General features: G+C 71.2%; 19 protein-coding genes and 1 pseudogene. 10 read left to right on the forward strand and 10 right to left on the reverse strand.

What is annotated here, in order from left to right; genetic code table 11:
- Positions 1-41 precede the first annotated feature (41 nt).
- Entirely contained in the window at positions 42-1,910 is a 1,869-nt protein-coding gene (locus QF027_RS26720) for an NAD-binding protein (RefSeq protein ID WP_307082492.1), read from the reverse strand.
- 235 nt (positions 1,911-2,145) lie between these two features.
- Here QF027_RS26720 and QF027_RS26725 point away from each other — a divergent pair, with 235 nt between their 5' ends.
- The gene (locus QF027_RS26725; RefSeq protein WP_307077562.1) at positions 2,146-3,168 is read left to right on the forward strand and encodes a permease; all 1,023 of its coding nucleotides are present in this window, start codon (positions 2,146-2,148) and stop codon (positions 3,166-3,168) included.
- On the forward strand, positions 3,165-3,875 hold the full coding sequence (locus QF027_RS26730; RefSeq protein WP_307077564.1) for a TIGR03943 family putative permease subunit: 711 nt from the start codon (positions 3,165-3,167) through the stop codon (positions 3,873-3,875). The genes QF027_RS26725 and QF027_RS26730 overlap by 4 nt, the downstream gene beginning before the upstream one ends.
- A gap of 3 nt (positions 3,876-3,878) precedes the next feature.
- Here QF027_RS26730 and QF027_RS26735 read toward each other — a convergent pair whose 3' ends face one another.
- Complete coding sequence (locus QF027_RS26735; RefSeq protein WP_307082789.1) at positions 3,879-4,124, reverse strand: hypothetical protein; 246 nt, start codon at positions 4,122-4,124, stop codon at positions 3,879-3,881.
- Here QF027_RS26735 and QF027_RS26740 point away from each other — a divergent pair.
- Positions 4,062-4,223, forward strand: a pseudogene (locus QF027_RS26740) (dienelactone hydrolase family protein); the annotation flags it as partial. The gene QF027_RS26735 and the pseudogene QF027_RS26740 overlap by 63 nt on opposite strands.
- A gap of 130 nt (positions 4,224-4,353) precedes the next feature.
- The gene (locus QF027_RS26745) at positions 4,354-5,571 is read left to right on the forward strand and encodes an amidohydrolase family protein (RefSeq protein ID WP_307077566.1); all 1,218 of its coding nucleotides are present in this window, start codon (positions 4,354-4,356) and stop codon (positions 5,569-5,571) included.
- Between the two features lie 13 nt (positions 5,572-5,584).
- On the opposite strand, the gene QF027_RS26750 is transcribed toward QF027_RS26745, so the two are convergent.
- Both QF027_RS26750 and QF027_RS26755 read right to left on the reverse strand, forming a co-directional pair.
- Positions 5,585-6,322 (reverse strand): glycosyltransferase family 2 protein, encoded by a 738-nt coding sequence (locus QF027_RS26750; RefSeq protein WP_307077569.1) that lies wholly within the window; start codon positions 6,320-6,322, stop codon positions 5,585-5,587.
- 163 nt (positions 6,323-6,485) lie between these two features.
- Entirely contained in the window at positions 6,486-10,475 is a 3,990-nt protein-coding gene (locus QF027_RS26755) for a WD40 repeat domain-containing protein (RefSeq protein ID WP_307077570.1), read from the reverse strand.
- 374 nt (positions 10,476-10,849) lie between these two features.
- Between QF027_RS26755 and QF027_RS26760 the strand changes: the two genes are divergently transcribed.
- On the forward strand, positions 10,850-11,209 hold the full coding sequence (locus tag QF027_RS26760) for an ArsR/SmtB family transcription factor (protein WP_306978406.1): 360 nt from the start codon (positions 10,850-10,852) through the stop codon (positions 11,207-11,209).
- A gap of 997 nt (positions 11,210-12,206) precedes the next feature.
- Positions 12,207-14,801 carry a magnesium-translocating P-type ATPase gene (gene mgtA, locus QF027_RS26765; RefSeq protein WP_373432509.1) on the forward strand — a complete coding sequence of 865 codons (2,595 nt, stop codon included), beginning with the start codon at positions 12,207-12,209 and terminating at the stop codon, positions 14,799-14,801.
- A gap of 12 nt (positions 14,802-14,813) precedes the next feature.
- Here the strand turns inward: mgtA and QF027_RS26770 are convergent, their stop codons facing one another.
- Positions 14,814-15,044 carry a hypothetical protein gene (locus QF027_RS26770; protein ID WP_266568723.1) on the reverse strand — a complete coding sequence of 77 codons (231 nt, stop codon included), beginning with the start codon at positions 15,042-15,044 and terminating at the stop codon, positions 14,814-14,816.
- Positions 15,045-15,164: 120 nt separating this feature from the next.
- Between QF027_RS26770 and QF027_RS26775 the strand changes: the two genes are divergently transcribed.
- From QF027_RS26775 to QF027_RS26785, 3 genes are read left to right on the forward strand one after another with little or no spacing between them, the layout of a single operon-like run.
- On the forward strand, positions 15,165-15,491 hold the full coding sequence (locus QF027_RS26775; protein ID WP_307077575.1) for a hypothetical protein: 327 nt from the start codon (positions 15,165-15,167) through the stop codon (positions 15,489-15,491).
- On the forward strand, positions 15,491-16,741 hold the full coding sequence (locus tag QF027_RS26780; RefSeq protein ID WP_307077576.1) for a putative T7SS-secreted protein: 1,251 nt from the start codon (positions 15,491-15,493) through the stop codon (positions 16,739-16,741). The genes QF027_RS26775 and QF027_RS26780 overlap by 1 nt, the downstream gene beginning before the upstream one ends.
- Entirely contained in the window at positions 16,738-17,241 is a 504-nt protein-coding gene (locus tag QF027_RS26785) for a hypothetical protein (protein WP_306978400.1), read from the forward strand. The genes QF027_RS26780 and QF027_RS26785 overlap by 4 nt, the downstream gene beginning before the upstream one ends.
- Positions 17,242-17,303: 62 nt before the next feature.
- On the opposite strand, the gene QF027_RS26790 is transcribed toward QF027_RS26785, so the two are convergent.
- The 4 genes from QF027_RS26790 to QF027_RS26805 form a co-directional block, all read right to left on the reverse strand.
- Positions 17,304-17,573, reverse strand: a complete 270-nt coding sequence (locus QF027_RS26790; protein ID WP_306978398.1) for a hypothetical protein — start codon at positions 17,571-17,573, stop codon at positions 17,304-17,306.
- Between the two features lie 10 nt (positions 17,574-17,583).
- Complete coding sequence (locus QF027_RS26795) at positions 17,584-18,297, reverse strand: DUF5994 family protein (protein WP_307077577.1); 714 nt, start codon at positions 18,295-18,297, stop codon at positions 17,584-17,586.
- 39 nt (positions 18,298-18,336) lie between these two features.
- Complete coding sequence (locus tag QF027_RS26800; protein WP_306978393.1) at positions 18,337-18,684, reverse strand: hypothetical protein; 348 nt, start codon at positions 18,682-18,684, stop codon at positions 18,337-18,339.
- Positions 18,685-18,976: 292 nt separating this feature from the next.
- Positions 18,977-19,237, reverse strand: coding sequence for a hypothetical protein (locus QF027_RS26805; protein WP_307077579.1), 261 nt, complete (start codon positions 19,235-19,237; stop codon positions 18,977-18,979).
- A gap of 358 nt (positions 19,238-19,595) precedes the next feature.
- Here QF027_RS26805 and QF027_RS26810 point away from each other — a divergent pair, with 358 nt between their 5' ends.
- The gene (locus QF027_RS26810; RefSeq protein ID WP_307077581.1) at positions 19,596-20,126 is read left to right on the forward strand and encodes a DUF5994 family protein; all 531 of its coding nucleotides are present in this window, start codon (positions 19,596-19,598) and stop codon (positions 20,124-20,126) included.
- 652 nt (positions 20,127-20,778) lie between these two features.
- Here QF027_RS26810 and QF027_RS26815 read toward each other — a convergent pair.
- Positions 20,779-21,165: a hypothetical protein gene (locus QF027_RS26815; RefSeq protein ID WP_307077583.1), complete on the reverse strand. Its 387-nt coding sequence runs from the start codon at positions 21,163-21,165 to the stop codon at positions 20,779-20,781.
- Between the last annotated feature and the right edge of the window lie 698 nt (positions 21,166-21,863).

Consider the following 21,863-nt stretch of genomic DNA (forward strand, 5'->3'; position numbering starts at 1 on the left):
AGCCGCGCAACGACCTGACCCGGCACATGCTTCGCGTACGGCTACCTACCCGCCCGCCCCCTGCGCCCCAGCAACTCCGCGAGCCCCCGACGAGTCGCCGCCAGCACCACCCGGTCCGAGGCCTGCAACACATACGTGTCCGGCAGGTCCCACGCCAGCCCCGGAGCGTCCCCCGACTCCTCCCGCGCCAGCACCCGCCAGGAACCCGCCCGGAACGCCTCGCCGACCGTCCTCCCCTCCAGTTGGGGATGCCCGCCCACATCGACCGCCGCGAACAGCAGCACCCGCCGCTCGACCGGAAACGCCCCCAGGATCTGGCGCCCCATCATCGCCCCGGCGAAGGCGGGAGCCGCCAGATGGGAGACACTCCGGCTCCGGGTGGACGCCCGGGGGTGGGCGGCCCGCAGGGTCCGGTACACCGCCGTCGCGAAGTCGTCGTCGTACAGCCGCAGCACCACCCGCAGATCGGGCCGCACGGCCCGCGCGTACAGCACGGCCTCGAGATTCGTCGTGTCCGCGCTGGTCACCGCGAGCAGCGCATGGGCGCGGTGGATCTTGGCGGCCTCCAGGACCCCTTCCTGGGTGACGTCACCGAGCACCACCGGCACCCGCAGCCGTCGGGCCGTGGCGAGTCCGCGGGCCTCGGGGTCGGACTCGACGCAGACCACGGGGATGTTCAGCTCCCGCAGCCGCGTCAGCACCCGGGTGCCGATCTTGCCGAGCCCGAGCAGCACGACATGTCCGCCGAGGCCACGGGGCGGTTTGCGCAGGGAGGACGTGGTGCGGAAGGTGCCGAGTACTTCCAGGACCGCCGCGAGGAGCACCGGAAGGAGCAGCAACCCGGCGAGTCCGGACAGCAGTTGGAGGATCTGCCGCCCGACGGACTCCCCGATCGCGGGATCGTCGATGGCGAACAGATCGAGCAGCGTCAGATAGAAGGCGCGCAGGGGATGGATCCCGGTCACCAGCCAGAGCGCGACGGCGAGCGCGACCACGCATCCCACCATCCCTGCCAGCGACCACCGCAGCCGCCGCGAGAACAGCGAGGCGAACCACGGCATCACACCCCGCCCGTCGGGCAAGGAGGGCCCGGCGTACGACACCTGCTCCAGCACGACGGTCGCGCGCCCGCCGCCGTCCCGTACCGCTGCCGCGTCCGGCAGCAGCGTCGGCCCCAGGTCGACGCCGGGCCCGGCACTGTCGGTCGGTGAGAGCAGGGCGAGCGTGGCAAGACCCGGGTCGGCGCTCGTCCCGGCCCCGGACGGCGGCCGTTCGACCGCACGCAGCAGCAGGCCGCCGGTCTGGAGCACCTTGCTGGTGCCGGTCAGGGCGGTGGCGGCCAGCGCGGGCGCGGCCGTGTCGGCGTCGGAGAGCACGGTCGTGGAGGCGTCGAACCCGGAACCGTCGGCCGGGCCGCCCACCCCCTCGCCGGAGGCCAACGCGGCGGCCTGGTCGAGGAGTTCCTCGATGTGCTGGCCGAGGCGCCGGTTGTAGAGCCGCAGCACGAGCCGCAGCCGGGGGTTGAGGCGGCGGGCGGTGAGGGCGGCACGGATATTGGTCTCGTCGTCGTCGTACACGAGCGCGAGCGCGTCCGCCCGCTCCACGCCCGCCTCGGCGAGCGCGGCCTCGTTCGGCTCGGCGGCCTCCATCAGCCGTACGCCGCCCGGGGGTTCGGCAGCGGGGGCGGCACCGCTGTTGCCGCCTCCGCCTCCGCCCCCGTTGCCGGTCAGGCCGGCGGCCGCCGTCACCACCCGGTCGAGCAGCGCGGACGCGGCTCGGGCCCGCACGACCACCGGTGGCCGCACGGACCGTTCGGAGGCCGGCACGACGAGCGTGACCTGCTCGCCGTAGACCCCTCTGAGCTCGGCCGCAAGCCGGTGCGCGAGCCCGTCGTCCCCGCACACCACCATGTGCGCGGCCGCGTCGCCCGGCAGCCCTGGACTCTGGTTCGGAACGCTCCCCACAAGGGAGAAGAGTGCCCCACCGTGACGGGTGGTGCCACGACCGGGGCCCCGGGTGGTGTCATGTAATGGCCAACCTTCCCCAAGGAATCCCCAAACCCCCGCGCACACTGAACAAACGGACCTTCACCGCCGTACGCACCAGCGGGGAAACCAGCACCTCACCACCGGAGGGAACCCGGCCGTGGCCGTCACCAAAGCACCTCCGCGCACGCGGGACACCGGCGAGGACCCGCGCCCGGCACCGGACCCGGAGGCGCGGCGCCTCGACTCCCCCCTCACGCTGACCCTGCTGATGCTCCTGGTGGTGCTGTGCCAGGGTCCGATCCGCGGGGCGCTGGGCGCGCCGGTCATGCAGAGCTGGATGACGGTGTTCGTCGCCGTGCTCGTCCAGGCGCTGCCCTTCCTGGTGCTCGGGGTGCTGCTGTCGGCGGCGATCGCGGTGTTCGTGCCGCCGTCGTTCTTCGCCCGCGCCCTGCCGAAGAACCCCACCCTCGCGGTGCCGGTGGCCGGGGTGGCGGGCGCGGTGCTGCCGGGCTGCGAGTGCGCGTCGGTGCCGGTGGCCGGTGCGCTGGTGCGCAGGGGTGTCACCCCGGCCGCGGCGCTCGCCTTCCTGCTCTCGGCACCGGCGATCAACCCGATCGTGCTGACGGCGACCGCCGTCGCCTTCCCGCGCAACCCGGAGATGGTCGTGGCCCGGCTCGTCGCGAGCCTGCTGGTGGCGTGCGTGATGGGCTGGCTCTGGCTGCGCCTCGGCCGCACCGACCTGCTGAAGACGCCGGCCCGTCACGCGTACGAGGGCCAGGGCAAGGGCGCCGCCTTCTGGGGTTCGGTGCGGCACGACGTGATGCACGCGGGCGGCTTCCTGGTCGTCGGCGCGATGGCGGCGGCGACCCTGAAGGCCGTGGTCCCGCAGACGTGGCTGCGTACGGCGGCGGAGAACCCGGTGATCGCCGTGCTGGCCCTCGCGGCGCTCGCCGTGGTGCTGTCGATCTGCTCGGAGGCGGACGCGTTCGTGGCGGCCTCGCTCACCCAGTTCTCGCTCACCGCGCGGCTGACCTTCCTGGTCGTCGGCCCGCTGATCGACCTCAAGCTGTTCGCCATGCAGACGGGCACCTTCGGCCGCGCCTTCGCCCTGCGGTTCGCCCCCGCCACCCTCGCGCTGGCGATCGTGGTCTCCGTCCTGACCGGGCTGGTGATGCTGTGAACCGGCAGGCACAGTCGGCGGTCCTGTTCGTCCTCGGCGCGGCCCTTCTGCACGCGGGCCTCACCGACCTCTACCTCCGCTACGTCAAGGCGGGCCTGCGCCCGCTGGTCCTCGCGGCCGGTGTCGTCCTCATCGCGACGGCGCTGGCGACGGCCTGGTACGAGTGGCGGGCCAAAGCCAAGGAGGAGGAACACGCCCACCGCGAACCCCGGGTCTCCTGGCTGCTCGTCCTTCCCCTCTTCGCCCTGATCCTCGTCGCCCCGCCCGCCCTCGGCTCCTACAGCGCGATGCGCACGGGTACGGCCCTGCAGCAGTCGTACGGCTATATGAAGCTCCCGAAGAGCGGACCTCTGCGGCTCGGCCTCGCCGACTACGCGGGCCGCGCCGTCTACGAGCACGGCCGGGGGCTCGAGGGGCGGCAGATCGTCATCACCGGGTTCGTCGCCCTGGACCACTCCGGCGCGCCCTACCTGGTCCGCATGGCCCTCAACTGCTGTGCGGCGGACGCCCAGCCGGTCAAGGTCGGGCTGACCGGGCAGATCCCGCCGGTCCTCAAGCCGGACGGCTGGCTCCAGGTGACCGGCACCTACACGGCCAGGCGGACCAAGGACACGGTGAACGGCGGCCCGATCCCGTACCTCGAGATCACGCAGGCGAAGCCGATCCCGACGCCGCGCGACCCGTACGACGAGACCTGGAACAACTGACGCTCAGCCCTTCAGCGAGGCGAACGCCTCGTCCAGCAGCGTGACGAGGCCGCGGCGCCCGTCGGAGGCCGTCCAGTACTCCAGGGCGATGTTCAGACAGTTCAGCGCGGCGCCCGCGCGCACGGCCAGGGCGGGCCGCCAGCTGTGCTGTTTCTCCAGGTGGCGGGCGCGCAGGGACGGCGTGTCACAGAGGCCCTCACCGAGGCGGGTGTCGAGTACCGCAGCGAGGTCTACGAAGGGGCCCGCCACGGTTTCACCCAGGCCGACACGGCGATGTACGGCGCGGAGCCGACGGATCGTCACTGGGCCGCGCTGCTGGACCTGTTCGCCCGCAGGCTCTCCGGCTGACCCCGTCCGGCGCGGGCCGGGGGCGTGGTGGTGACGGCGTCACGCCGACCCGTCTGGCCCTTGCCCCTGCGGGAACCTCCCCCTAGCCTGAAATCTGACGATCCATCAGATACCGGCTAGGGGGCAGGCAATGGCCGTCACCACCGAGAGCGGAACCCGGGACATCCCCAAAATCATCAGCGTGGACGATCACGTGATCGAGCCCGCGCACCTCTTCGAGACCTGGCTTCCGGCGAAGTACCGGGACAGGGGGCCGAAGCCGCTCACCGCCGGCATCGGGGACCTCGCGTACGTCGGCGGGAAGTACCGGTTCACCACCGATCCCGAAGGCCAGATGACGGACTGGTGGGAGTACGAGGGCGACCTCTTCCCGTACAAGCGGATCATCGCGGCCGTCGGCTTCTCGCGGGACGAGATGACCCTCGACGGAATCACGCGCGAGCAGATGCGGCGAGGCTGCTGGGATCCCAAGGCCCGCCTGGAGGACATGGACATCAACCATGTCGAGGCCTCCCTGTGCTTCCCGACCTTCCCGCGGTTCTGCGGGCAGACCTTCGCCGAGGCCAAGGACAAGGAGGTCGGGCTCGCCTGTGTGCGCGCCTACAACGACTGGATGGTCGAGGAGTGGTGCGGGGACAGCGGGGGCCGGCTGATCCCGCTGTGCCTCATCCCGCTGTGGGACATCGAACTCGCGGTCGCGGAGATCCACCGCAACGCCGCACGGGGCGTACGGGCCGTCACCTTCAGCGAGATCCCGACCTACCTGGGGCTGCCGTCGATCCACTCCGGCTACTGGGACCCGTTCTTCGCGGCCTGCGAGGAGACCGGGACGGTCGTCAACATGCACATCGGCAGCAGCTCCCAGATGCCGGCCGCGTCCCCCGACGCCCCGCCGGCCGTGCAGGCCTCCCTCTCCTTCAACAACGCCATGGCCTCGATGATGGACTTCCTCTTCTCCGGGGTCCTGGTGAAGTTCCCGCGGCTCAAACTGGCGTACAGCGAGGGCCAGATGGGCTGGATCCCCTACGCCCTGGAACGGGCCGACGACGTCTGGGAGGAGCACCGGGCCTGGGGCGGCGTCAAGGACCTGATCCCGGAGCCGCCGTCGACGTACTACTACCGGCAGATCTTCTGCTGCTTCTTCCGCGACAAGCACGGCATCGAGGCCATCGAGACCGTCGGCGTGGACAACGCGACCTTCGAGACCGACTACCCGCACGTCGACTCGACCTGGCCGCACACCAAGAAGGTCGCGTGGGAGCACGTGGCCGGGCTGTCCGACGAGGTGACCTACAAGCTGCTGCGGGGGAACGCGATCCGGATGCTGGAGCTCGGCTTCGACCGGTAGCCCGACAGCCCGGTCAGCGGCTCCAGTCGAGGGCGGCCAGCGCTCGCGCCCGCGCCTCCGTCACCGCTACTCGGGCCGCCCGCTCCGCCGTGTCCACGTGCGCCGCCTGCCCGGTCACCTGGCCCTCCCACTTGCGGTAGAGGAGGCCGGGCTCGGCGGTGAACCAGCCGCGGCTCACGGCGTCCAGGGCCAGCAGCAGGCCGGTGTCCTCGGAGGCGGGCAGGGCCATCCAGCCGCCGAGGGCGAGCAGCAGCTCACGGCGGACGAACAGGGTTCCGGGGACGACCATCGGGAGGGCGTGGGCCTTCCAGTGCGCGAGAAGCGCGCCGGGCGTGAGAGGCCCCTCCTCGGGGTCGACGGGGGAGGAGACCGTGGAGCCGTCGGGGAGCCGGTCCAGGGCTCGGGAGGTCGCCCAGCCGAGTGCGGGGTCGGCCTCCAGCACGGCCAGGTCCCGGGCGAGCGCGCCCGGGGTGAGCAGGTCGTCGGCGTCCAGGACCTTCACGTACGGCCCCGTCGCGTGCGCGAGCGCGATGGTGCGGGCGACGCCCGGCCCGCCGGGGCGGCCCTGACGGAAGGTCACCCGGGGGTCGTCGGGGACGTACGGGCGCACCTCGTCCGTCCGGCCGTCCTCCTGTATCACCCAGCGCCACTCCCAGCCCCCGGGCAGTTCCTGTGCGCACAGTGAGGCGTAGGCATCCGGCAGGAAGCGGGCGGACGGGGCGTGGACGGCCGTGATGATCGTTATGCGCACGGGCCCAGCCTAAATGTGATCAAGGCATGAAAAGACCCGACCGCTGGCGACGGGGGATGCACCAGCGATCGGGCTGTGGCCAAGACTAACAAGGCCGCAGGAACAGCGGGAGCGGACTGCTCAGCTGGGGGGAGGAGTTGTGAGCGGGATCACGTAATGCGCTTCAGTCGCACGGAGGATCGTACGAGAGCCGCGGCAGGTACTCCTCCCACTTCTGGCGGGTCAGGACGTTCCGGGTCGTGGCGCAGATGTGGCTGATCGCGTCGTCGACGTCCAGGTCCCACAGCCGGATGGTGTCCGCGCCGCTGGAGACCCCGAGCATGCGGCTGTCGGGGCTGAAGGAGAGGAAGCTGCCGGTCTTGGCGCTGGGGCTCATCGACCGCCCGATGGGGCCGGCCGCGGACGGGTCGGCCACGTCCCAGAGCCGGACCGTGTTGTCGTTGCCGCCGCTGGCCAGCGTGGAGCCGTCACGGCTGTACGTCAGTGACACGACCGCCTCGGTGTGCCCGGTGAGCGCCGAGCCCGTCTGCTCGGCGTGCGTGGGGTCGGTCACGTCCCACAGCCGGACCGCGTCGTCGTCGCTGCCGCTGGCCAGGGTGTGCCCGTCCGGGCTGAAGACGAGCACGTTGACGGGCCCGGTGTGCCCGGTGAGTGGCTTGCGGAGCAGGGTCGGACGGGCCGGGTCCGTCACCTTCCACAGCCGGATCGTGCCGTCCGCGCTGCCACTGGCCAGGGTCCGGCCGTCCGGGCTGAAGGCAAGGCCGTCGATGTACCCCCTGTGGCCGGCGATCGGGCCGTGGGAGACCGGGTGGGCCGGGTCGGTGACGTCCCACAGTTGGAATGTGCGGCTGTCGTAGGCGGTGGCCAGGGTGCGTCCGTCCGGGCTGAACGCCAGTGCGTCCGGACCCATGAACCGGGAGCGCAGGACGAGCGCCGGACCGTAGGGGGCGGGGTGGGCCGGGTCGGTGACGTTCCACAGGTGCACCCGGCCGGTGGTGAGCACCGCGAGGGTGCGGCCGTCGGGGGAGAACAGCACCTGGGAGTCCGGGTCGCGCGCCACGGGTGTGAACGGCTTGCCCAGGGCCACGGGACGGGCCGGGTCCGTCACGTTCCACAGCCGGATCCGCCCGTCCCGCCCGGCCGTGGCGAGCACCTCGCCGTCCCGTCGGAACGCCCCGCTGCTGCCCACCACGTCTCCCGCCGGGATCGACCACAGGCGCACCTTGCTGTCGCCGCTGCCGGTGGCGAGGGTCCGGCCGTCGGGGCTGAAGCCCAGCGCGTACATCTCCCCGCTGCTGCCGGCGAGGGGCTCGCCGATCTGCGAGGGGTACGCCGGATCGGTCACGTTCCACAGGCTCGCCGTGCTGTCCGCGCTGGCGGCGGCGAGCATGCTCCCGTCCGGGCTGAAGGCCACGGACCAGATGGGACCGGTGTGGCCGGTCAGCGGCGAGCCCACAGGCTGTGGATCGAGCGGGTCGTGCACGTCCCACAGCCGGACGGTGTCGTCCGCGCTGCCGCTCGCGAGCACGGTCCCGTCCGGGCTGAAGGCGACCGAGTGCACCAGGCCCGCATGACCGGCCAGGACCCGGTCGTACGGCCGTGGCCTGCGCGGATCGGTGGTGTTCCACAGCCGGATCGTCTGGTCGTCGCCCCCGGCCGCCAGCATGCGCCCGTCGGGGCTCCACGCCACGGACCGTACGGCGGCCCCGGCCCCGCTGAGCTCGGCGGGAGGCTGTTTCCTGTCACGCATGTTCCACAGCCGTACGGTCCTGTCCTCACCGGCGGAGGCCAGGGTGCGCCCGTCCGGGCTGAAGGCGATCAGGTAGATCGTGCCGCGGTGCCCGGTCAGGGGAGCACCGAGCGGCTTCGGCGAGCGCGGGTCGCTGACGTCCCACAGCCGGATCCTGCCGTCGTCCCCCGCACCGGCGAGAGTCCTGCCGTCCGGACTGAACACCGCGCTGCTGACCCAGCTCGTGCCGCCGGCGAGCGGCTCGCCCAGCGCCTTGGGATGGGTGCGGTCGCTGACGTCCCACAGGCGCACAGTCCGGTCGTAGCTGGCGGTGGCGAGGAGCTTGCCGTCCGGGCTGAACGAGGTGAGGTAGACGGCACCGGTGTGTCCGGTGAGCGGGGTGGCCAGCGGGGCGTTGACGATGGAGATCAGCCGGGTGTTGGTGCCCTCGTCGTCGGGCCTGAGGCGGTGTGCGACCAGGTCGATCCGGGCGGACAGCGACGGGTCCGTGTACTGGACGCGGTCCGCCTCGGCGACGACCTGCTCGAACACGGCGTCGTTGCGCTGCTGCCAGGCGACCACCGCCGAACCGACGGCCACCATCGCGAGGACGACCAGGGCCGACACCGCGCCCCGGGCGATCAGGACCGTACGCCGGCGCAGCCGGACCGAGGCGGCCAGGAACTCCACCGCACTGCGGGTCAGGTAGGTGTCCCCGGCGGACTTCGCCCACGTGCGCGCCTGTTCGAGCCGCGACCCCCGGTACAGCAGCGACGAGTCGCGGTTCGAGCCTTCCCAGGAGCGGCCGTCCTCCTCGATGCGCTGGCGCAGCAGATGGTCGCTGCGGTCCTCGTCGATCCACTCGCGCAGCCGCGGCCAGGCCGTCAGCAGGGCCTCGTGGGTGATCTCCACGGTCTCCGCGTCCAGCGTCACCAGCCGGGCGCGCACCAGCGCCTCCAGGGACTCCTCCGTCTTGCCCGGGTCCGTCGACTCGGCGGCCAGCCGGCGCCGGGTGCCGCGCCGACGGGTGGCCTGGGTGTCCTCGCCGAGGCGCACCAGACGGAGCAGCAGCAGCCGGGCCGCCGTACGCGCCGCCGGGTCCAGACCGGACCAGGCCCGCTCGGCGGTCGCCGCGACCGCGCCCTGGATACCGCCGGCCGCGCGGTAGCCGGCCACGGTCAGCCGGCCCGCCTTGCGGCGCTGCCAGGTCGCGAGCAGGGCGTGCGAGAGCAGCGGCAGTACGCCCGCGCCGTGCTCCCCCACGGCCCGAAAGGCAGGGGAGGTGCCCCCACCGCGCGGACCGTCGGCGCTCACCTCTCGGATGATCAGCTCCGTGAGCCCCGGTTCCAGTTCCAGGCCCACCGCCCGGGCCGGACCGGTCACGGCCTCGCGCAGCTCCCCGCCGGTCAGCGGCCCGAGCACCATGTGCCGGTGCTGGAGCGCGTCGGCCAGCTCGGGGTGGTCGAGGCAGCGCTCGTAGAAGTCGGCGCGGATGCCGAGGAGAACGAGGGCGGGCGCGGCCGTGTCCGGGCCGGCGGGCGTGCAGGCGGCGTGCAGCACCTGGACGAACGTACGCCTGGCCGTCTCGTCCGAGCAGAGCGTGAACGCCTCCTCGAACTGATCCACGATCACCACCGGCCGGGCGGTGGCGGCCTCGCGCTGAGCCCACGAGGCGACCGTTTCCCGGACGGCGGACGCGAATTCAGGAGGACGGTCGGGTTCCTGGGCTTCTGCGCCGGCCACAACGGCTTCCAGCCCGGGTATCCGACGGGTCAGTTCCGCGAGCGGATCGGCACCCGGCACGAGCTGAAGGATCGGGCGGCCGCCGGCCTCGCCGTCACCGTCGAGCGCGCCCTCCTCCAGGGCCGTCACCAGACCGGCGTTGAGCAGCGAGGACTTGCCCGCGCCCGAGGCGCCCACGAGCATCACCAGACCGCCGGTGCCGGTGTCGGCCGCCGAGCGCAGAAGCTTGACGAGCGCCTCCGTGCTCCGCTCCCGGCCGAAGAACCAGCGGGCGTCCTCCTGCCGGTAGGAGGCCAGGCCCCGGTACGGGCAGACCCCGGCGGGGGTCTCCGGCTGGGGCCCCTCGTCCTCGTCCGGAGCCAGCGCGCGCTCCCACAGCCGCTGCCACTGACCGAGGTCGTACAGTCCGGCCGAGACGGGGGTGGGACTGATGCGCCGTGCTTCGGGAATGAGGATGTGCAGCACGGCCGCGAGGGCGGTGAACTGAGCGGGCACGTTCCGGGCCCGCCGCCAGTCGCTGATCCGCTGCGCGGACACCCGGACGGGGCGCCCCCGCTCGTCGACACGCTGGAGCCGGCCGACGCCTTCGGACACCCGCTTGAGGGGTGGATTTCCCGCCTCTCTGTACAACAGGGCGAGACGTTCCGCGAAGGCCGTGCGTGCCCCTGAGTCGGAACTCAAGGTTCCACCCCTTACTTCCCTCGCGGTTGAATCCGGACCGGAAAACTCACTTTATATGGCTGACCTGCGGTAACACACTGCTCCTGGCACCGGAACCTCCTCTGCGGGCCCCCTGGCTGGCAGGATCATGACCCAGCGGCTCAGCCATCGGGCGACGCCAGAACAGGCCACCAGCCCGACGCCCCGCATTCCACCCAGCGCGCCGCACGTTCTCGGTCGATTTCCGTCCACGGTCACTCGCTTCCTCCGGTACCGGTCCCCACGAGGGGAGGGACCGGTACCGGACGAAGCGGGACGATCACTGCGCCGCCCCTACACTTGGTCGGGCGGTTCGGTGTGATCGATGCGGTTCGACCCGGGAGGACGAGAGGGCTGTGGCGAAGATCGTCGGCGGTTTCCAGGACCCGTCGTCGGAGGTGCTCGCCGAGGCGGCCGCCGCCTTCGGACTCCTCGCCTCCGCCGCCCGGCTGCACATCATGTGGGCGCTGTCCCAGGGCGAGAGCGATGTTTCCCACCTCGCCGACCGGGTCGGTGGCGCGCTGCCCGCGGTCAGCCAGCACCTGGCCAAGCTGAAACTCGCCGGTCTCGTCCGCTCCCGCCGTGAGGGCCGCCGGCAGGTCTACTACGTCGACGACCCCGACATCGTGACCGTGGTCCGCGTCATGGTCGGCCAGCTGACGGCCCGGGAAACCTCCTCCGCAACCCCGGACCGACTGCGCGAGGCCGGTGTCTGAGGAGCCGGAGGCGCGGAGGGAGGACGGAACACCGTCTGCCGCGCCTGCTGGGGGTGCCGTTCCGGAAGGGCCGATATCCGAGACCGACGGTTCTTCTGCGTCTGCGTATGCCTCTGTGGTTCCGGGTCGCTCGAGGTCAGGGTCTGTTGATTCCGCTGCGATGTCTGTGCCTGGTGGGGCGGCGCCTGTTGGTGGGGGCCGGTCGTCGTCCGGGCCTGTTGATTCCGCTGGGTCGGCGTCTGTTGGTGGGGGGTGGTCGTCGTCTGGGGCGGCTGGTTCCGTTGGGCGGGCGTCTGGGCGTGGTGGTGTGGGCGGGTCGGCGTCTGTCGGTGGGGGGTGGTCGTCGTCTGGGGCGGCTGGTTCCGTTGGGCGGGCGTCTGGGCGTGGTGGTGTGGGCGGGTCGGCGTCTGTCGGTGGGGGGTGGTCGTCGTCTGGGGCGGCTGGTTCCGTTGGGCGGGCGTCTGGGCGTGGTGGTGTGGGCGGGTCGGCGTCTGTCGGTGGGGGCCGGCTGTCGTCCGGGTCCGACGGTTCCGCCGGGCGGGCGTCTGTGTCCGGTGCGGTGGACGGGCCGATGTCTGCGTCTGCTGTTCCGGGTCCGGCAACGACTGGGCCGACTGACCCGGCTGCGCCTGCGGGTCCGCCCAGGTTGCCGCCCGGGGCCTTCGCTGCGGCTTCGCCTACGCCTGCGTCTGTTCTTGGGGGCGGGGCGGCGGATGATCCTGCTGCGGCCGATCCTTCGTTCCCCGTGTCTGTTTTTGGGGTCGGGACGTCGGGTGATCCTGCTGTGGCCGACCCCTTGCCTTCCGCGTCTGTTCTTCCGATCCGGCTGACGGGCGATCCCGCTGCTGGCGACCCTTCGCCTCCCGTGTCTGTTTCCGGGGCCGGCCCGGCGGGTGATCACGTTGCTCCCGACGCTTTGCCCCCCGCGCCCGCGGCTCCCGTACTTCCGGTCGCCTCCGGCACTCCTGCCGCTACCCCCTCGCCCGCCCTTCCCCTCCTGCGCGCTCTCCCTTCTGTGGTCGGCGCGGACGGGGACGGCGGCCCGGCAGACCCCCGTTCCGGCCCCGCCGCTCCCGCCGCCGGCCTCCTCGAGGTCTTCCGCCGGCTCGACACCGGCCCGCGAGGGCTGACCGAGGCGCAGGCGGAGGAGCGGTTGACGCGGTTCGGGGAGAACACGATTCCGGACGCCCGGGACCCTTCCTGGCCCCGCCTGTTCGCCCGCAGTGCGCGCGACCCGTTCACCGCGGTGCTGCTCTGTCTGGGACTCGTGTCGGCCGCCGTCTTCGCCTGGGGCACCGCCTCGGTGATCCTCCTGCTCGTCGTCGTGAGCTGCGTCCTGCGCGCCTCCGGCGAACACCGGGCCGCGCGCTCCACGGCAGGACTCCGTCGCCTGGTGGCGACCACCGTCACGGTCCAGCGCCGGGTGCGCGAAGACACGGCCCCGGTCACCCGTGAGATCCCCGTCGAGGAACTCGTCCCCGGCGACGTCGTCCGGCTCGGCCCCGGCGACCTGATCCCCGCGGACGTACGACTGCTGCGGTCGACCGGACTCACGGTCCACCAGGCCGCGCTCACCGGAGAGTCCGCGCCGGTGGAGAAGTCCGCGGTCGAGGACCCGGGGGACGACGGCGTCTTCCAGGACCCCCGGCTCTGCTTCCAAGGCGGCAGCGTCGCGTCCGGCAGCGCCACCGCCGTGGTCACCGCGACCGGTGGCGACACCCGTTTCGCCGCCGCCCACCGCCGTACCGGAAAACCCCCGGCGACCGCCTTCGAACGCTCCGTCCAGGGCGTCTCCTGGATCCTGATCCGCTTCGCCCTGCTGACGCCGCCCCTGGTGCTCATGGCCAACGCCGCCCTCCGCGGCCGCGGCCTGGAGACGCTCCCCTTCGCCGTCGCCGTGGCGGTCGGTCTGACCCCGGAGATGCTGCCGGTCCTCGTCACCACCTGCCTGGCCCGTGGCGCCGCGCTCCTCGCCCGTACCCACGGCGTCATCGTGCGACGGCTCACCGCCCTGCACGACATCGGCGCCATGGACGTCCTGTGCGTGGACAAGACCGGCACCCTCACCCAGGACCACCCGGTCGTCCACCGCGCGCTGGACCCCGAGGGCCACGACGATCCCGAGGTGCTGCACCAGGCGGCGGCCGCCGCCTGGTGGTCGCTCCAGCTCGCCGACCTCCCGGCCCCCGACGCCCTGGACGAGGCCCTGCTCGCGGCCGCCGACGCGGACGCCCTCATGTCGTACGACGGCATCACGGCCCTCCCCTTCGACCCCGCCCGCCGCCTGGCCACCGTGATCGTCCGCACCCCCGGCCGGCTCGGCACGCACACCCAGATCACCAAGGGCGCCGTGGAAGCCGTACTGCAACGCTGTGCCCTGTCCGACGACGAGCGCTTGCGCCTGCGCCACCTCGCCGACACGCAGGCCGCGGACGGGCTGCGCGTCCTCGCGGTCGCCACCACCGTCCGCCCGGCCGGGGCCCGCCCCCATGAACACGGCCTCACCTTCCGCGGCCTGGTCACCCTCCGGGACGCCCTCGCCCCCACCGCCGCCGAGGCCCTCGCCGGGCTCGCCGCACGGGGCGTCACCGTCAAGGTCCTCACCGGGGACCACCCGGGCACCGCGGTCCGGGCCTGCCGCGATCTGGGGGTCCCAGTGACCGGTGTCCTCACCGCCGACCGCCTCGACACCCTCACCGACACCGAACTCACCGAACTGGCCCGCCGTACGACCGTCTTCGCCCGCTGCACCCCCGAGCACAAGACCCGGATCACCCGAGCCCTCCAGGCCGGCGGCCACACAGTCGGCTTCCTCGGCGACGGCGTCAACGACCTGCCCGCCCTGCGCGCCGCCGACGTAGGCATCGCCCCACGCGACGCGGCCGGGGTGAGCAGGGAGAACGCGGACCTGGTCCTCGCCGAGAAGGACCTCACCGCGATCGGCCACGCGGTCGCCGCCGGCCGTCACGCGGGCGGCAACATCGCCACGTATCTGCGCATCACGCTCTCCTCCAACCTCGGCAACGTGATCGCGATGCTCTCCGCGGGCCTCCTCCTGCCCTTCCTGCCGATGCTCCCGGCCCAGGTCCTCGTCCAGAACCTGTGCTTCGACGCGGCCCAACTGGCCTTCGCCCACGACCGTCCCGCCCCGTCCGCCCTGCGCCGTCCGAGCGTCCTGGACCCCAGGGAGTTGCTCCGGTTCATCGTCGGATTCGGCGCGCTGAACGCGGTGGCGGACCTGGCGACCTTCGGTGTCCTGGCGTTCGCGCTGCGGGGCCCCGGCGACGACGAGGCGCTGTTCCACTCGGGCTGGTTCACGGAGAACCTGCTGACGCAGGCCGTGGTGATGGTGCTGCTGTCCTTCGGCAGGGGTGGCAGGCGGCCGGGCCCTGTGACCTGGTCGGCCGCCGCACTGGCCGGAGTCGGTCTGCTGCTCCCCGCGTCCCCTGTGGGCGCGGCCCTGGGCCTGAGTCCCCTGCCCGGCGTGTACTACGGACTGCTCGCTGCCGTCCTGGCCCTGTACGCCGTGGCCCTGACGGCGGCGAGGACACGCCACGAGCGCGTCTCGGCAGCCACAGTTGCGCAACCGTGAGACTGAGGGGCCTCAGGGGCAGGCGATGTCGAACCCGTACCGCAGAGGCTCGTCCGTCACCCCGTGATCGAGCCGGTAGACGTAGACCCCCTCCACCCGCACTCCGGGCGGCGCGCCGTCGGCCCGGCAGGGGTACGTCACCTGCACCACCCGCGGCCGATCGGCAACCTTGACCCGCATGCCGTCCGCCGGACCGCCATCGAGAACGGCGACTTCCCACCCGGTCACGTCGGCCGTCTCCACTGTCTCCGTTGCTTCCACGCCGACAGTTTAAAGCTTGCGCAATCATCCGATCCGTGCCCTCTTTGGGCCACGGCGCCCGTTGCTACGCTCGAAGCACTGAGCAGGGAGAGGGTGTTGAGCATGACGGACGGGTTCTCCGTGGACCTCGACGCGCTCCGCAAGGCCGCCTCCGGAATCAGCACCACCCTGGACGCGATGGCCACCAAGAAGGTGAGCGACATCGACGCTCCCAAGGACGCCTTCGGACACGACTCGCTGGCCTCGGCGGTCGTCGACTTCTGCGACCGGTGGAACATCGGAGTCTCCCATCTGGCCACCGACGGTGCGGAGGTCTCCGACCGGCTGAACCACTGCGTCCAGAGCTACGAGGCGGCCGAGAAGCACATCCAGCTCTCGGCCGAGGGCATTCTGAAATCCTCGTCCGGAACCGACCCGGGGGCGTCCTGATGGCGGCCGGGCTCGGAGAGACGTCGGACCCCCGCGAGCTCGTCCCCGGCGCACCGGACGCCCTGACCACGACCGCGCAGTCCCTGCTCGCCTACGGTGACGTCCTCATCGAGGCCGGCGAGGGACTCGCGAAGATCGACACCGAGAACGGCTGGAGCGGCGACGCCGCCGACGCGTTCCGTGACCGTTTCCACGGTCAGCCGGCCCGATGGGTCGAGGCGGGCAACAACTTCCACGCCGCCGCGAACGCCCTGTACGACTACATTGCCGCACTGCGCGCGGGCCAGCAGCGTGCGGGCGAGGCCATCACCCGGTACGCGCGCGGGCAGTCGGCCACCGCGACCGCCAAGAACGCCCACGACCAGCAGGTCGACGAGGCGCGCGGCAAAGGGGACACCACCGAGATCCCCTTCAATGATCCCGGCGAGGCCGACCGCGCCGCCGCCCGCGGGACTCTCGAGACGGCTCGCGGAAACGTGGACAGCGCGGGGCACACCGCTGCCGCGCTGGTGAAGAAGGCCACGGAGGCCGCCCCCGAGCGCCCGGGATTCTGGTCCAAGGTCGGCGACTTCTTCGGCGATGTGGGTGAGGACCTGCTGGACGGCGGCAAGACCGTCGTCAACGACCTCGCCTCCTTCGGAAACGCCATGGTCCAGCACCCGGGCGACAGCGCGGCGATGCTCGGCGGCATGCTCCTGGCCGGGGTCAGCGCCGGAGGTGAAGGGCTCGGCGTGGCCCTGGACGCCACGGGCGTCGGGGCGGTCGCCGGCGTACCGCTCAACGTCGTCTCCGCCGCCGGGATCGCCACCGGCGTCGGCCTGGCGGGCGCCGGCGCGGTGGACCTGGCCCAGCACGCCACGAACGACTCCAAGGTCGAACCCCTCCGGATGAACAGCGAGGGGTCGGGAACCGGCGGTTCCACCCAGCAGCCGGCGTCCGACCTGATCAAGAACGGCCGGCAGTACAAGGGCACCGGCGGTCGCGCGGGCAACAACCTGCCGGTGGAGAACGGTCCCAAGGACGGAACCCTCTACAAGACGGACCCGCAGACCGGAAAAGTCACCAACTACACGACGTACGACTCCGAGGGGCGCGCGGTCAAGCGCGTGGACCTGGAGGGCCGTCCGCACGGCGGAGTGGACACACCGCACGTCGTAGAGTACGTGCGTAACACCAACCCGAAGACCGGTGAGGTCTTCGTGCGCCCATCGAACGACGTGCGCGCCGCGTTCCCCTGGGAGATCCCGTGAGCAGCAGCAGGCCGTCGTGGTCCGACCGGAAGCTGCCGGCGTTCTTCACCCGGTGGCGCGCGGACTGGAAGGACGAGGAACTCACCCCGGCCAACTACCTCGACTTCGAGGGCGGCCTGCGCTTCGTCCTGGCCGCCGCCTGGCTGTTCTGCCCCGAGACGGTCGAGTACCGGGGCTGTGTGTTCCTCAAGGACCGCTTCGGCCAGGACAACATCGACAACTGGTTCACGACCCTGGACGGCGACCGGGAACGCATCGAAGCGGTGGTCAACCACGTCGAACTCTGGGCCCTGTTCGGCAACACTCCCCTCACAGACGACGACCACCTCGGCGAAGAACTTCCCCAACTCGCCCTGGCCCTGGGGGAGTCCTGGCAGGGTGTGCTCTCCACGCGCTATCCCGACCGCGAGATCACGGTCGAGGTGAGCGACGAGGAGGACGGCGCCTACGGGCCGACGGTGACGTTCTGGACGTCTCCGGCGACGTCGGTCTTCGGCTGACACAGCCGGTCACTTCGCCTGCGCCGCCCACGTGCGCGAGGCGGCTGACGGAAACTGGCTGGTCACTTGTGGTGAGTGGTACGGCCGCGGTGGCGACGCGGCGGGAAACGGCCACGGCCCCCGTCGCGGTGGTCCCGCCGTTCGCCGGCGGTCGGCGACTCGGACCGGGATCCCGGGGGCGGCGGCGTGGCGCGTGCTCGGTGGCCGGGCAGTGGAGTGCTGTACCGGTGCACGGCGATTCTTTCGGCGTGCTCGATGTTGAGCCGGTGGATCACGTATGCCGCAGCCGCGATGAGGACGATGAAGGCGGTGACCGTCAGGAAGGCGTTCATGGCGGCCGCCTCACAGTCCGACGATCAGGCGGCTCGGCCCACCGGCCCGATCGGCGCGACCGGGCTGTCGCGGGACGGCCGCGAACACGGGGGAGGCGCCGCCTTCGTACTCCCATGCCTCGTCCGCGTCCAGTGGCTCCCCGGTCGTGGCGACGCCGTGCCGGGCCTCGTCCGCGGCGATGAGCGCGCTCGCGGTCAGGGGCGGGCCGTCGTGGTCGGACGCGGCAGCCATCAGCCGGGCCGCCGACTCCGCCCCCGTCTCCGGCGGGATGATCAGCAGGTCCCAGCGGCCGGTGCCGTAGGAGAGCAGCAGCAGCTTGTGCGGGTCGATTTCCGGGGTGAACCAGCCGACCCTGACGACATGCCCGTCCACGGGAACCCGGCGGGGGATGACAGGCCAGTACTTCGGGTTGACGGCGATGCGCGTGATGCGCCCCCACACGGGATCCAACGCGTCGGTCAGAAGGGGCAGTTCACTCAGCAGATCCCGGGAGCGGGGCCACCAGGCACCGTCCAGGAGTCCACGGGATGCGCCGTCGGTCTTCAGAGCGAGACGCGCGGCCGGGGCTGCGACAGGCTCGGGGCGCGGCAGGGTGGGATGCAAGGTCGCCGACATGATGCGGACCCGTCTCCGGGCCGCCTCTGCGGTGGCCCGGGTTTCATCTCTCGCCGAGAACGACCCGGCGTGAAAGCCGGTGTGCGGCATGCCCTCGGTACCGTCCACACTACTCCGCGCTCCGCCGCGACGCAGAGTAGTGGCTGCCTAGAGGTGGAGCAGTCGCTGGGTGATCTCCCGGTACTGCCTCAGCGCGTGCCGGAGTTCGTCGGACTGCGTGTCGGGGTCCTGGTCCTGCCAGCCGGCGCGCAGGAGCTCCCGCCGTTCCGCGAGGGCGTTCACGAGCTGGGCGGTGGCGTCGTCGAAGGCGCTCTCGGCCTCTTCCAGCGCCTCGCGCGGCGTGTCGGCGAAAGTGTTGAGGGCATGCCCGAGGCGTACGGCGATCGAGTCCCGCTCGGCCGACGGGAGCAGCGGCTCCGGGCCCGCAGCGCGACGTTCGGCGCCGCCCCGCGGTTGGCTCGCAGGCTGCTGGGCGCGTGTCTGGTCGTACATCATCGAGGGTCGCTTCCGTTCCGCCTGAAGGTGTCCTTGGTCCTCTGGACAGCCTGGTTCAGGCTTCCGGAGACTTCCGTGATCCCGCTCGTCATCGTCTGCGCCTGGTTTCTGATGGTCCGTGAAACGGTCATGACCGGCCTCACTGTTGGAGTTCGCCTCACGGTAGTGCTGCTGCGCGTGCAGTGTCCCCGTGTCCGCCTCCCTCGCGTGGAGGCACCGCTGGAAACGGTACGTCTTGCCGTGGGCCACTTTCCCCGCTGAGGACCATTGAGGACCATTGAGGACCATCTCCTCACATTTCGTCGGGCTGTGTGTGGTCGTCCCGGGAGGACTGGCTGGTCAACAGCCAGGAGCGCACCGGCTCCGCGATGCGCGTGGTGTCCACGGTGAGCTGGAGACGTGTTCCGCCGTCAGCGCCTGCGGGGTAGCTGCGGGCTTCCGTGGTGGCGAAACAACCGCGGAGAAGCTCCGCGACATGGCGAGCCGCCTCAGGGTCCGCGGCGACGATACGAACCTCCGCGTGCCCGGGCGACGGCAGTTCCGGTGACTTCATGGTGGCCCCTTGCAGCTCTGTGGGTCGGGCTCGCGGTGACGTGGGTGATCCTGCCCTGCCCCAGGACGCGTCCAGCGCCTTCGCAGGAGCCTCCTCCGGGAGGCCGGTGTTGTCGCTCGCCGGGAACGGCACCGACGTGACGGCCGGTGCGCGAAGTACTCCCGGTCGTTTCACTCTACGCCGCTCGGAGGCCCCGGGACGGGCGCGTGAGCAGGCACTTTACCGAGAGACCACGAGTCCGGCACCGTCGGCGAGCCTGGCCGGTGCGCGCCGCACGACTTACGGTGAGAGGACGACCGAGAGGACGAGGTCCCGCGTTCGGTGGCGACACCGGATCCCGCAGACAGGCGGACACACCATGACCGAATCCGACCACGCCCGCGCGCCCGGGCTCCTGCCGGACGCGATCCACCGGGCCGCGAAACCCGGGACGGTTCTCCTGCGGCTGGAGATGACCCCATCCCGGGAAGGCAATCTCGACGGCGCGTGGTGGCCGCGTTCCCGCGACATCGGCGCGGAGCTGCCCGACCTCATCCACGTGCTGACCGGCCACCTGGGCCCCATCACGCGCGTCGGCCTGGACACCACCGCATGGGACGAACTTCCCACGCGCCTGGTCATCGACGACCGGGTGGTCCATATCGACTCCTTCCCGGTCGGTGACAACACCGTCCTGATCACTCGGGGCGACCAGGACCACTTCTCCCTGCTCGTGGTCCCACCGCACGCAACACCCGATGCCGCCCGTGCCGCCATGGCCAGAGCCGTCCGGCCCGACAACGTCTCCCCTGCCGCACAGATCCTCATCGACACCGGCACCCATCAGGCCCACCCGATCCCCGCGGAGGCCCCTCGAACGGGCGAGGAACGCCACGAGCCCCAGGTCTGAGGGCCCCGTAGGGCTGGTTTCCGAGGACGGATCGAGTTTCGTCGTTTCCAGCACCGGCACCGTCGTTGTCTCGACCCGGTCTGAGAAGCCGTTGAACCCCTCGACCGCCTTGCTGAACCTGCGATCCGCCCGCGTGGTCGCCCGCTGGGCGCATGGGCCGTGAGCAGAAGGGCAGCAGATCGTACGCAGGACGCACGGGAGCGCGCCGAGCGGGCATGGTGTTCCCGGCCGACTACAGGGCTGGATTCACGTACGCGCAGGTCCGAGTGCCCCTAAGCCGCCCCACTTCAGACGGCCTCACCAGCCACCCACGGGAAGAAGCCGACCAAGATCATCTCCCAGTTTTCTCCCAAGCTATCTCCTGGAACCACTCAGGGGCCTGACCCGCACTGCGGATCAGGCCCCTGACCTGGTGTTCACTGTCGGGGTGGCGGGATTTGAACCCACGACCTCTTCGTCCCGAAGCAACTTGGGCGGGGCCACGGCCTCGGGTTGGTATGCCTCTCACATGCGCTGACGGGCCGCAGACGTTCACGCTCGTCCGCCGTTGTTCGTCGGCGTTGTTACGCAGTTAGACACTCACTGGCTGGACGCCCGATGCCCCACTCCTGCTCAGGAGCGGGCCCGGCACATCCTCATACCCACCCGAGCGCTAACGGTCCTTGCCGAGGGTGGGAAGGCCACCGCGGAAGGGGCGGTACACGGAGCCGTTCGCACGAGGTGTTACACCGAGCTTCTTCTTCAGCGCGGCCAGGTGTTCCGCGTCCGTGGCCGCCTGCTTGGCCTCGTCCTCGGCTGCCCGCAGCCGTGCAGCCTCCGTGTCGGAGACGATCCGCTTGGGCTTACCCGAGTTGATTTCCTCTGTCTCGTGGAGGAAGCCGAGTCCCCAGAGCCGGTACTTTTCGGCTGCCTCGCTGTTGCCGCTCTCAAGTGCCTTGCGTTGCTGTGCTTCGAAGTGCCGGGCCGTGTTGACGCAGAAGGTGTGCCGGCTTTTACCGATCCAGGTCTTCCCCGACATGGTGTTGTCGCTGGCTCCCATGGTCCCCCCTCGATGCCTGTGACGGATCGTAGACGTCTGACCACGAGAGCAGGAGACTTTCGCGAAGCTGGGTGGGGTGAGCTTGGACGGGCTGGGGCTCGTTCGCGCGAAGGTGGATGCCTGCCCACGCCGTTGATCAGAGCGAGCCGTGATGCCTGACCGTGAGCCCTCAGCTAGGGAAGCTGCGAGCATTTTGGGTCGGTTCGGCCGCTGACCTGGACGAATAGCTGAGGAGCGGCCCCGTCGGGCCCGGCTGCTTTCACCGTGACTCCCCGCTTGATCTGGTGCGCTTATGGTGCCTACTTCTCCCTCGCAGGCGGGCAGCTGTGGTACTTTTGTCGGCTGCCTGCTTGGCAGTAGACCTGCGTTACCCCGGGGGAACTGTTATGCATGCGACGGACAGCCACGAGCATGAAACGCCACTGACGCCAGTCTATGGTTTCAATTCCCCTTCTGCGCCGATCGCTCTGTATGAAGGGCCCGTTGTGAAAGGCAGGTCACAAGGGCGCGCTGGGAAGATCGATCTGAAGTTTACCCCGAAGCCGTCACTTTGCTGGAGTGTCAATCCTGAGGATGCCGACTACTCAGACCTCGGTAAAGACGCTGTGGAGCTCCGCTTCGATGGACGTAATGGCCAAGTGAGTGTGGAAGCTCACCTCGCGGATGCATATTCTGGATGGATTGGCGAGGTCAAGATT

Origin of the sequence: Streptomyces canus (assembly GCF_030816965.1) — a bacterium.
Classification (GTDB): domain Bacteria; phylum Actinomycetota; class Actinomycetes; order Streptomycetales; family Streptomycetaceae; genus Streptomyces; species Streptomyces canus_E.

Bases quoted from the DNA above. Each gene is read 5' to 3' on its own strand.
- QF027_RS26815 (WP_307077583.1), bottom strand. From the start codon at position 21,165: ATGGGAGCCAGCGACAACACCATGTCGGGGAAGACCTGGATCGGTAAA.
- QF027_RS26780 (WP_307077576.1), top strand. From the start codon at position 15,491: ATGGCGGCCGGGCTCGGAGAGACGTCGGACCCCCGCGAGCTCGTCCCC.
- QF027_RS26790 (WP_306978398.1), bottom strand. From the start codon at position 17,573: ATGAACGCCTTCCTGACGGTCACCGCCTTCATCGTCCTCATCGCGGCT.
- QF027_RS26810 (WP_307077581.1), top strand. From the start codon at position 19,596: ATGACCGAATCCGACCACGCCCGCGCGCCCGGGCTCCTGCCGGACGCG.
- QF027_RS26720 (WP_307082492.1), bottom strand. From the start codon at position 1,910: ATGGTGGTGTGCGGGGACGACGGGCTCGCGCACCGGCTTGCGGCCGAG.
- QF027_RS26800 (WP_306978393.1), bottom strand. From the start codon at position 18,684: ATGATGTACGACCAGACACGCGCCCAGCAGCCTGCGAGCCAACCGCGG.
- QF027_RS26805 (WP_307077579.1), bottom strand. From the start codon at position 19,237: ATGAAGTCACCGGAACTGCCGTCGCCCGGGCACGCGGAGGTTCGTATC.
- QF027_RS26775 (WP_307077575.1), top strand. From the start codon at position 15,165: ATGACGGACGGGTTCTCCGTGGACCTCGACGCGCTCCGCAAGGCCGCC.
- QF027_RS26745 (WP_307077566.1), top strand. From the start codon at position 4,354: ATGGCCGTCACCACCGAGAGCGGAACCCGGGACATCCCCAAAATCATC.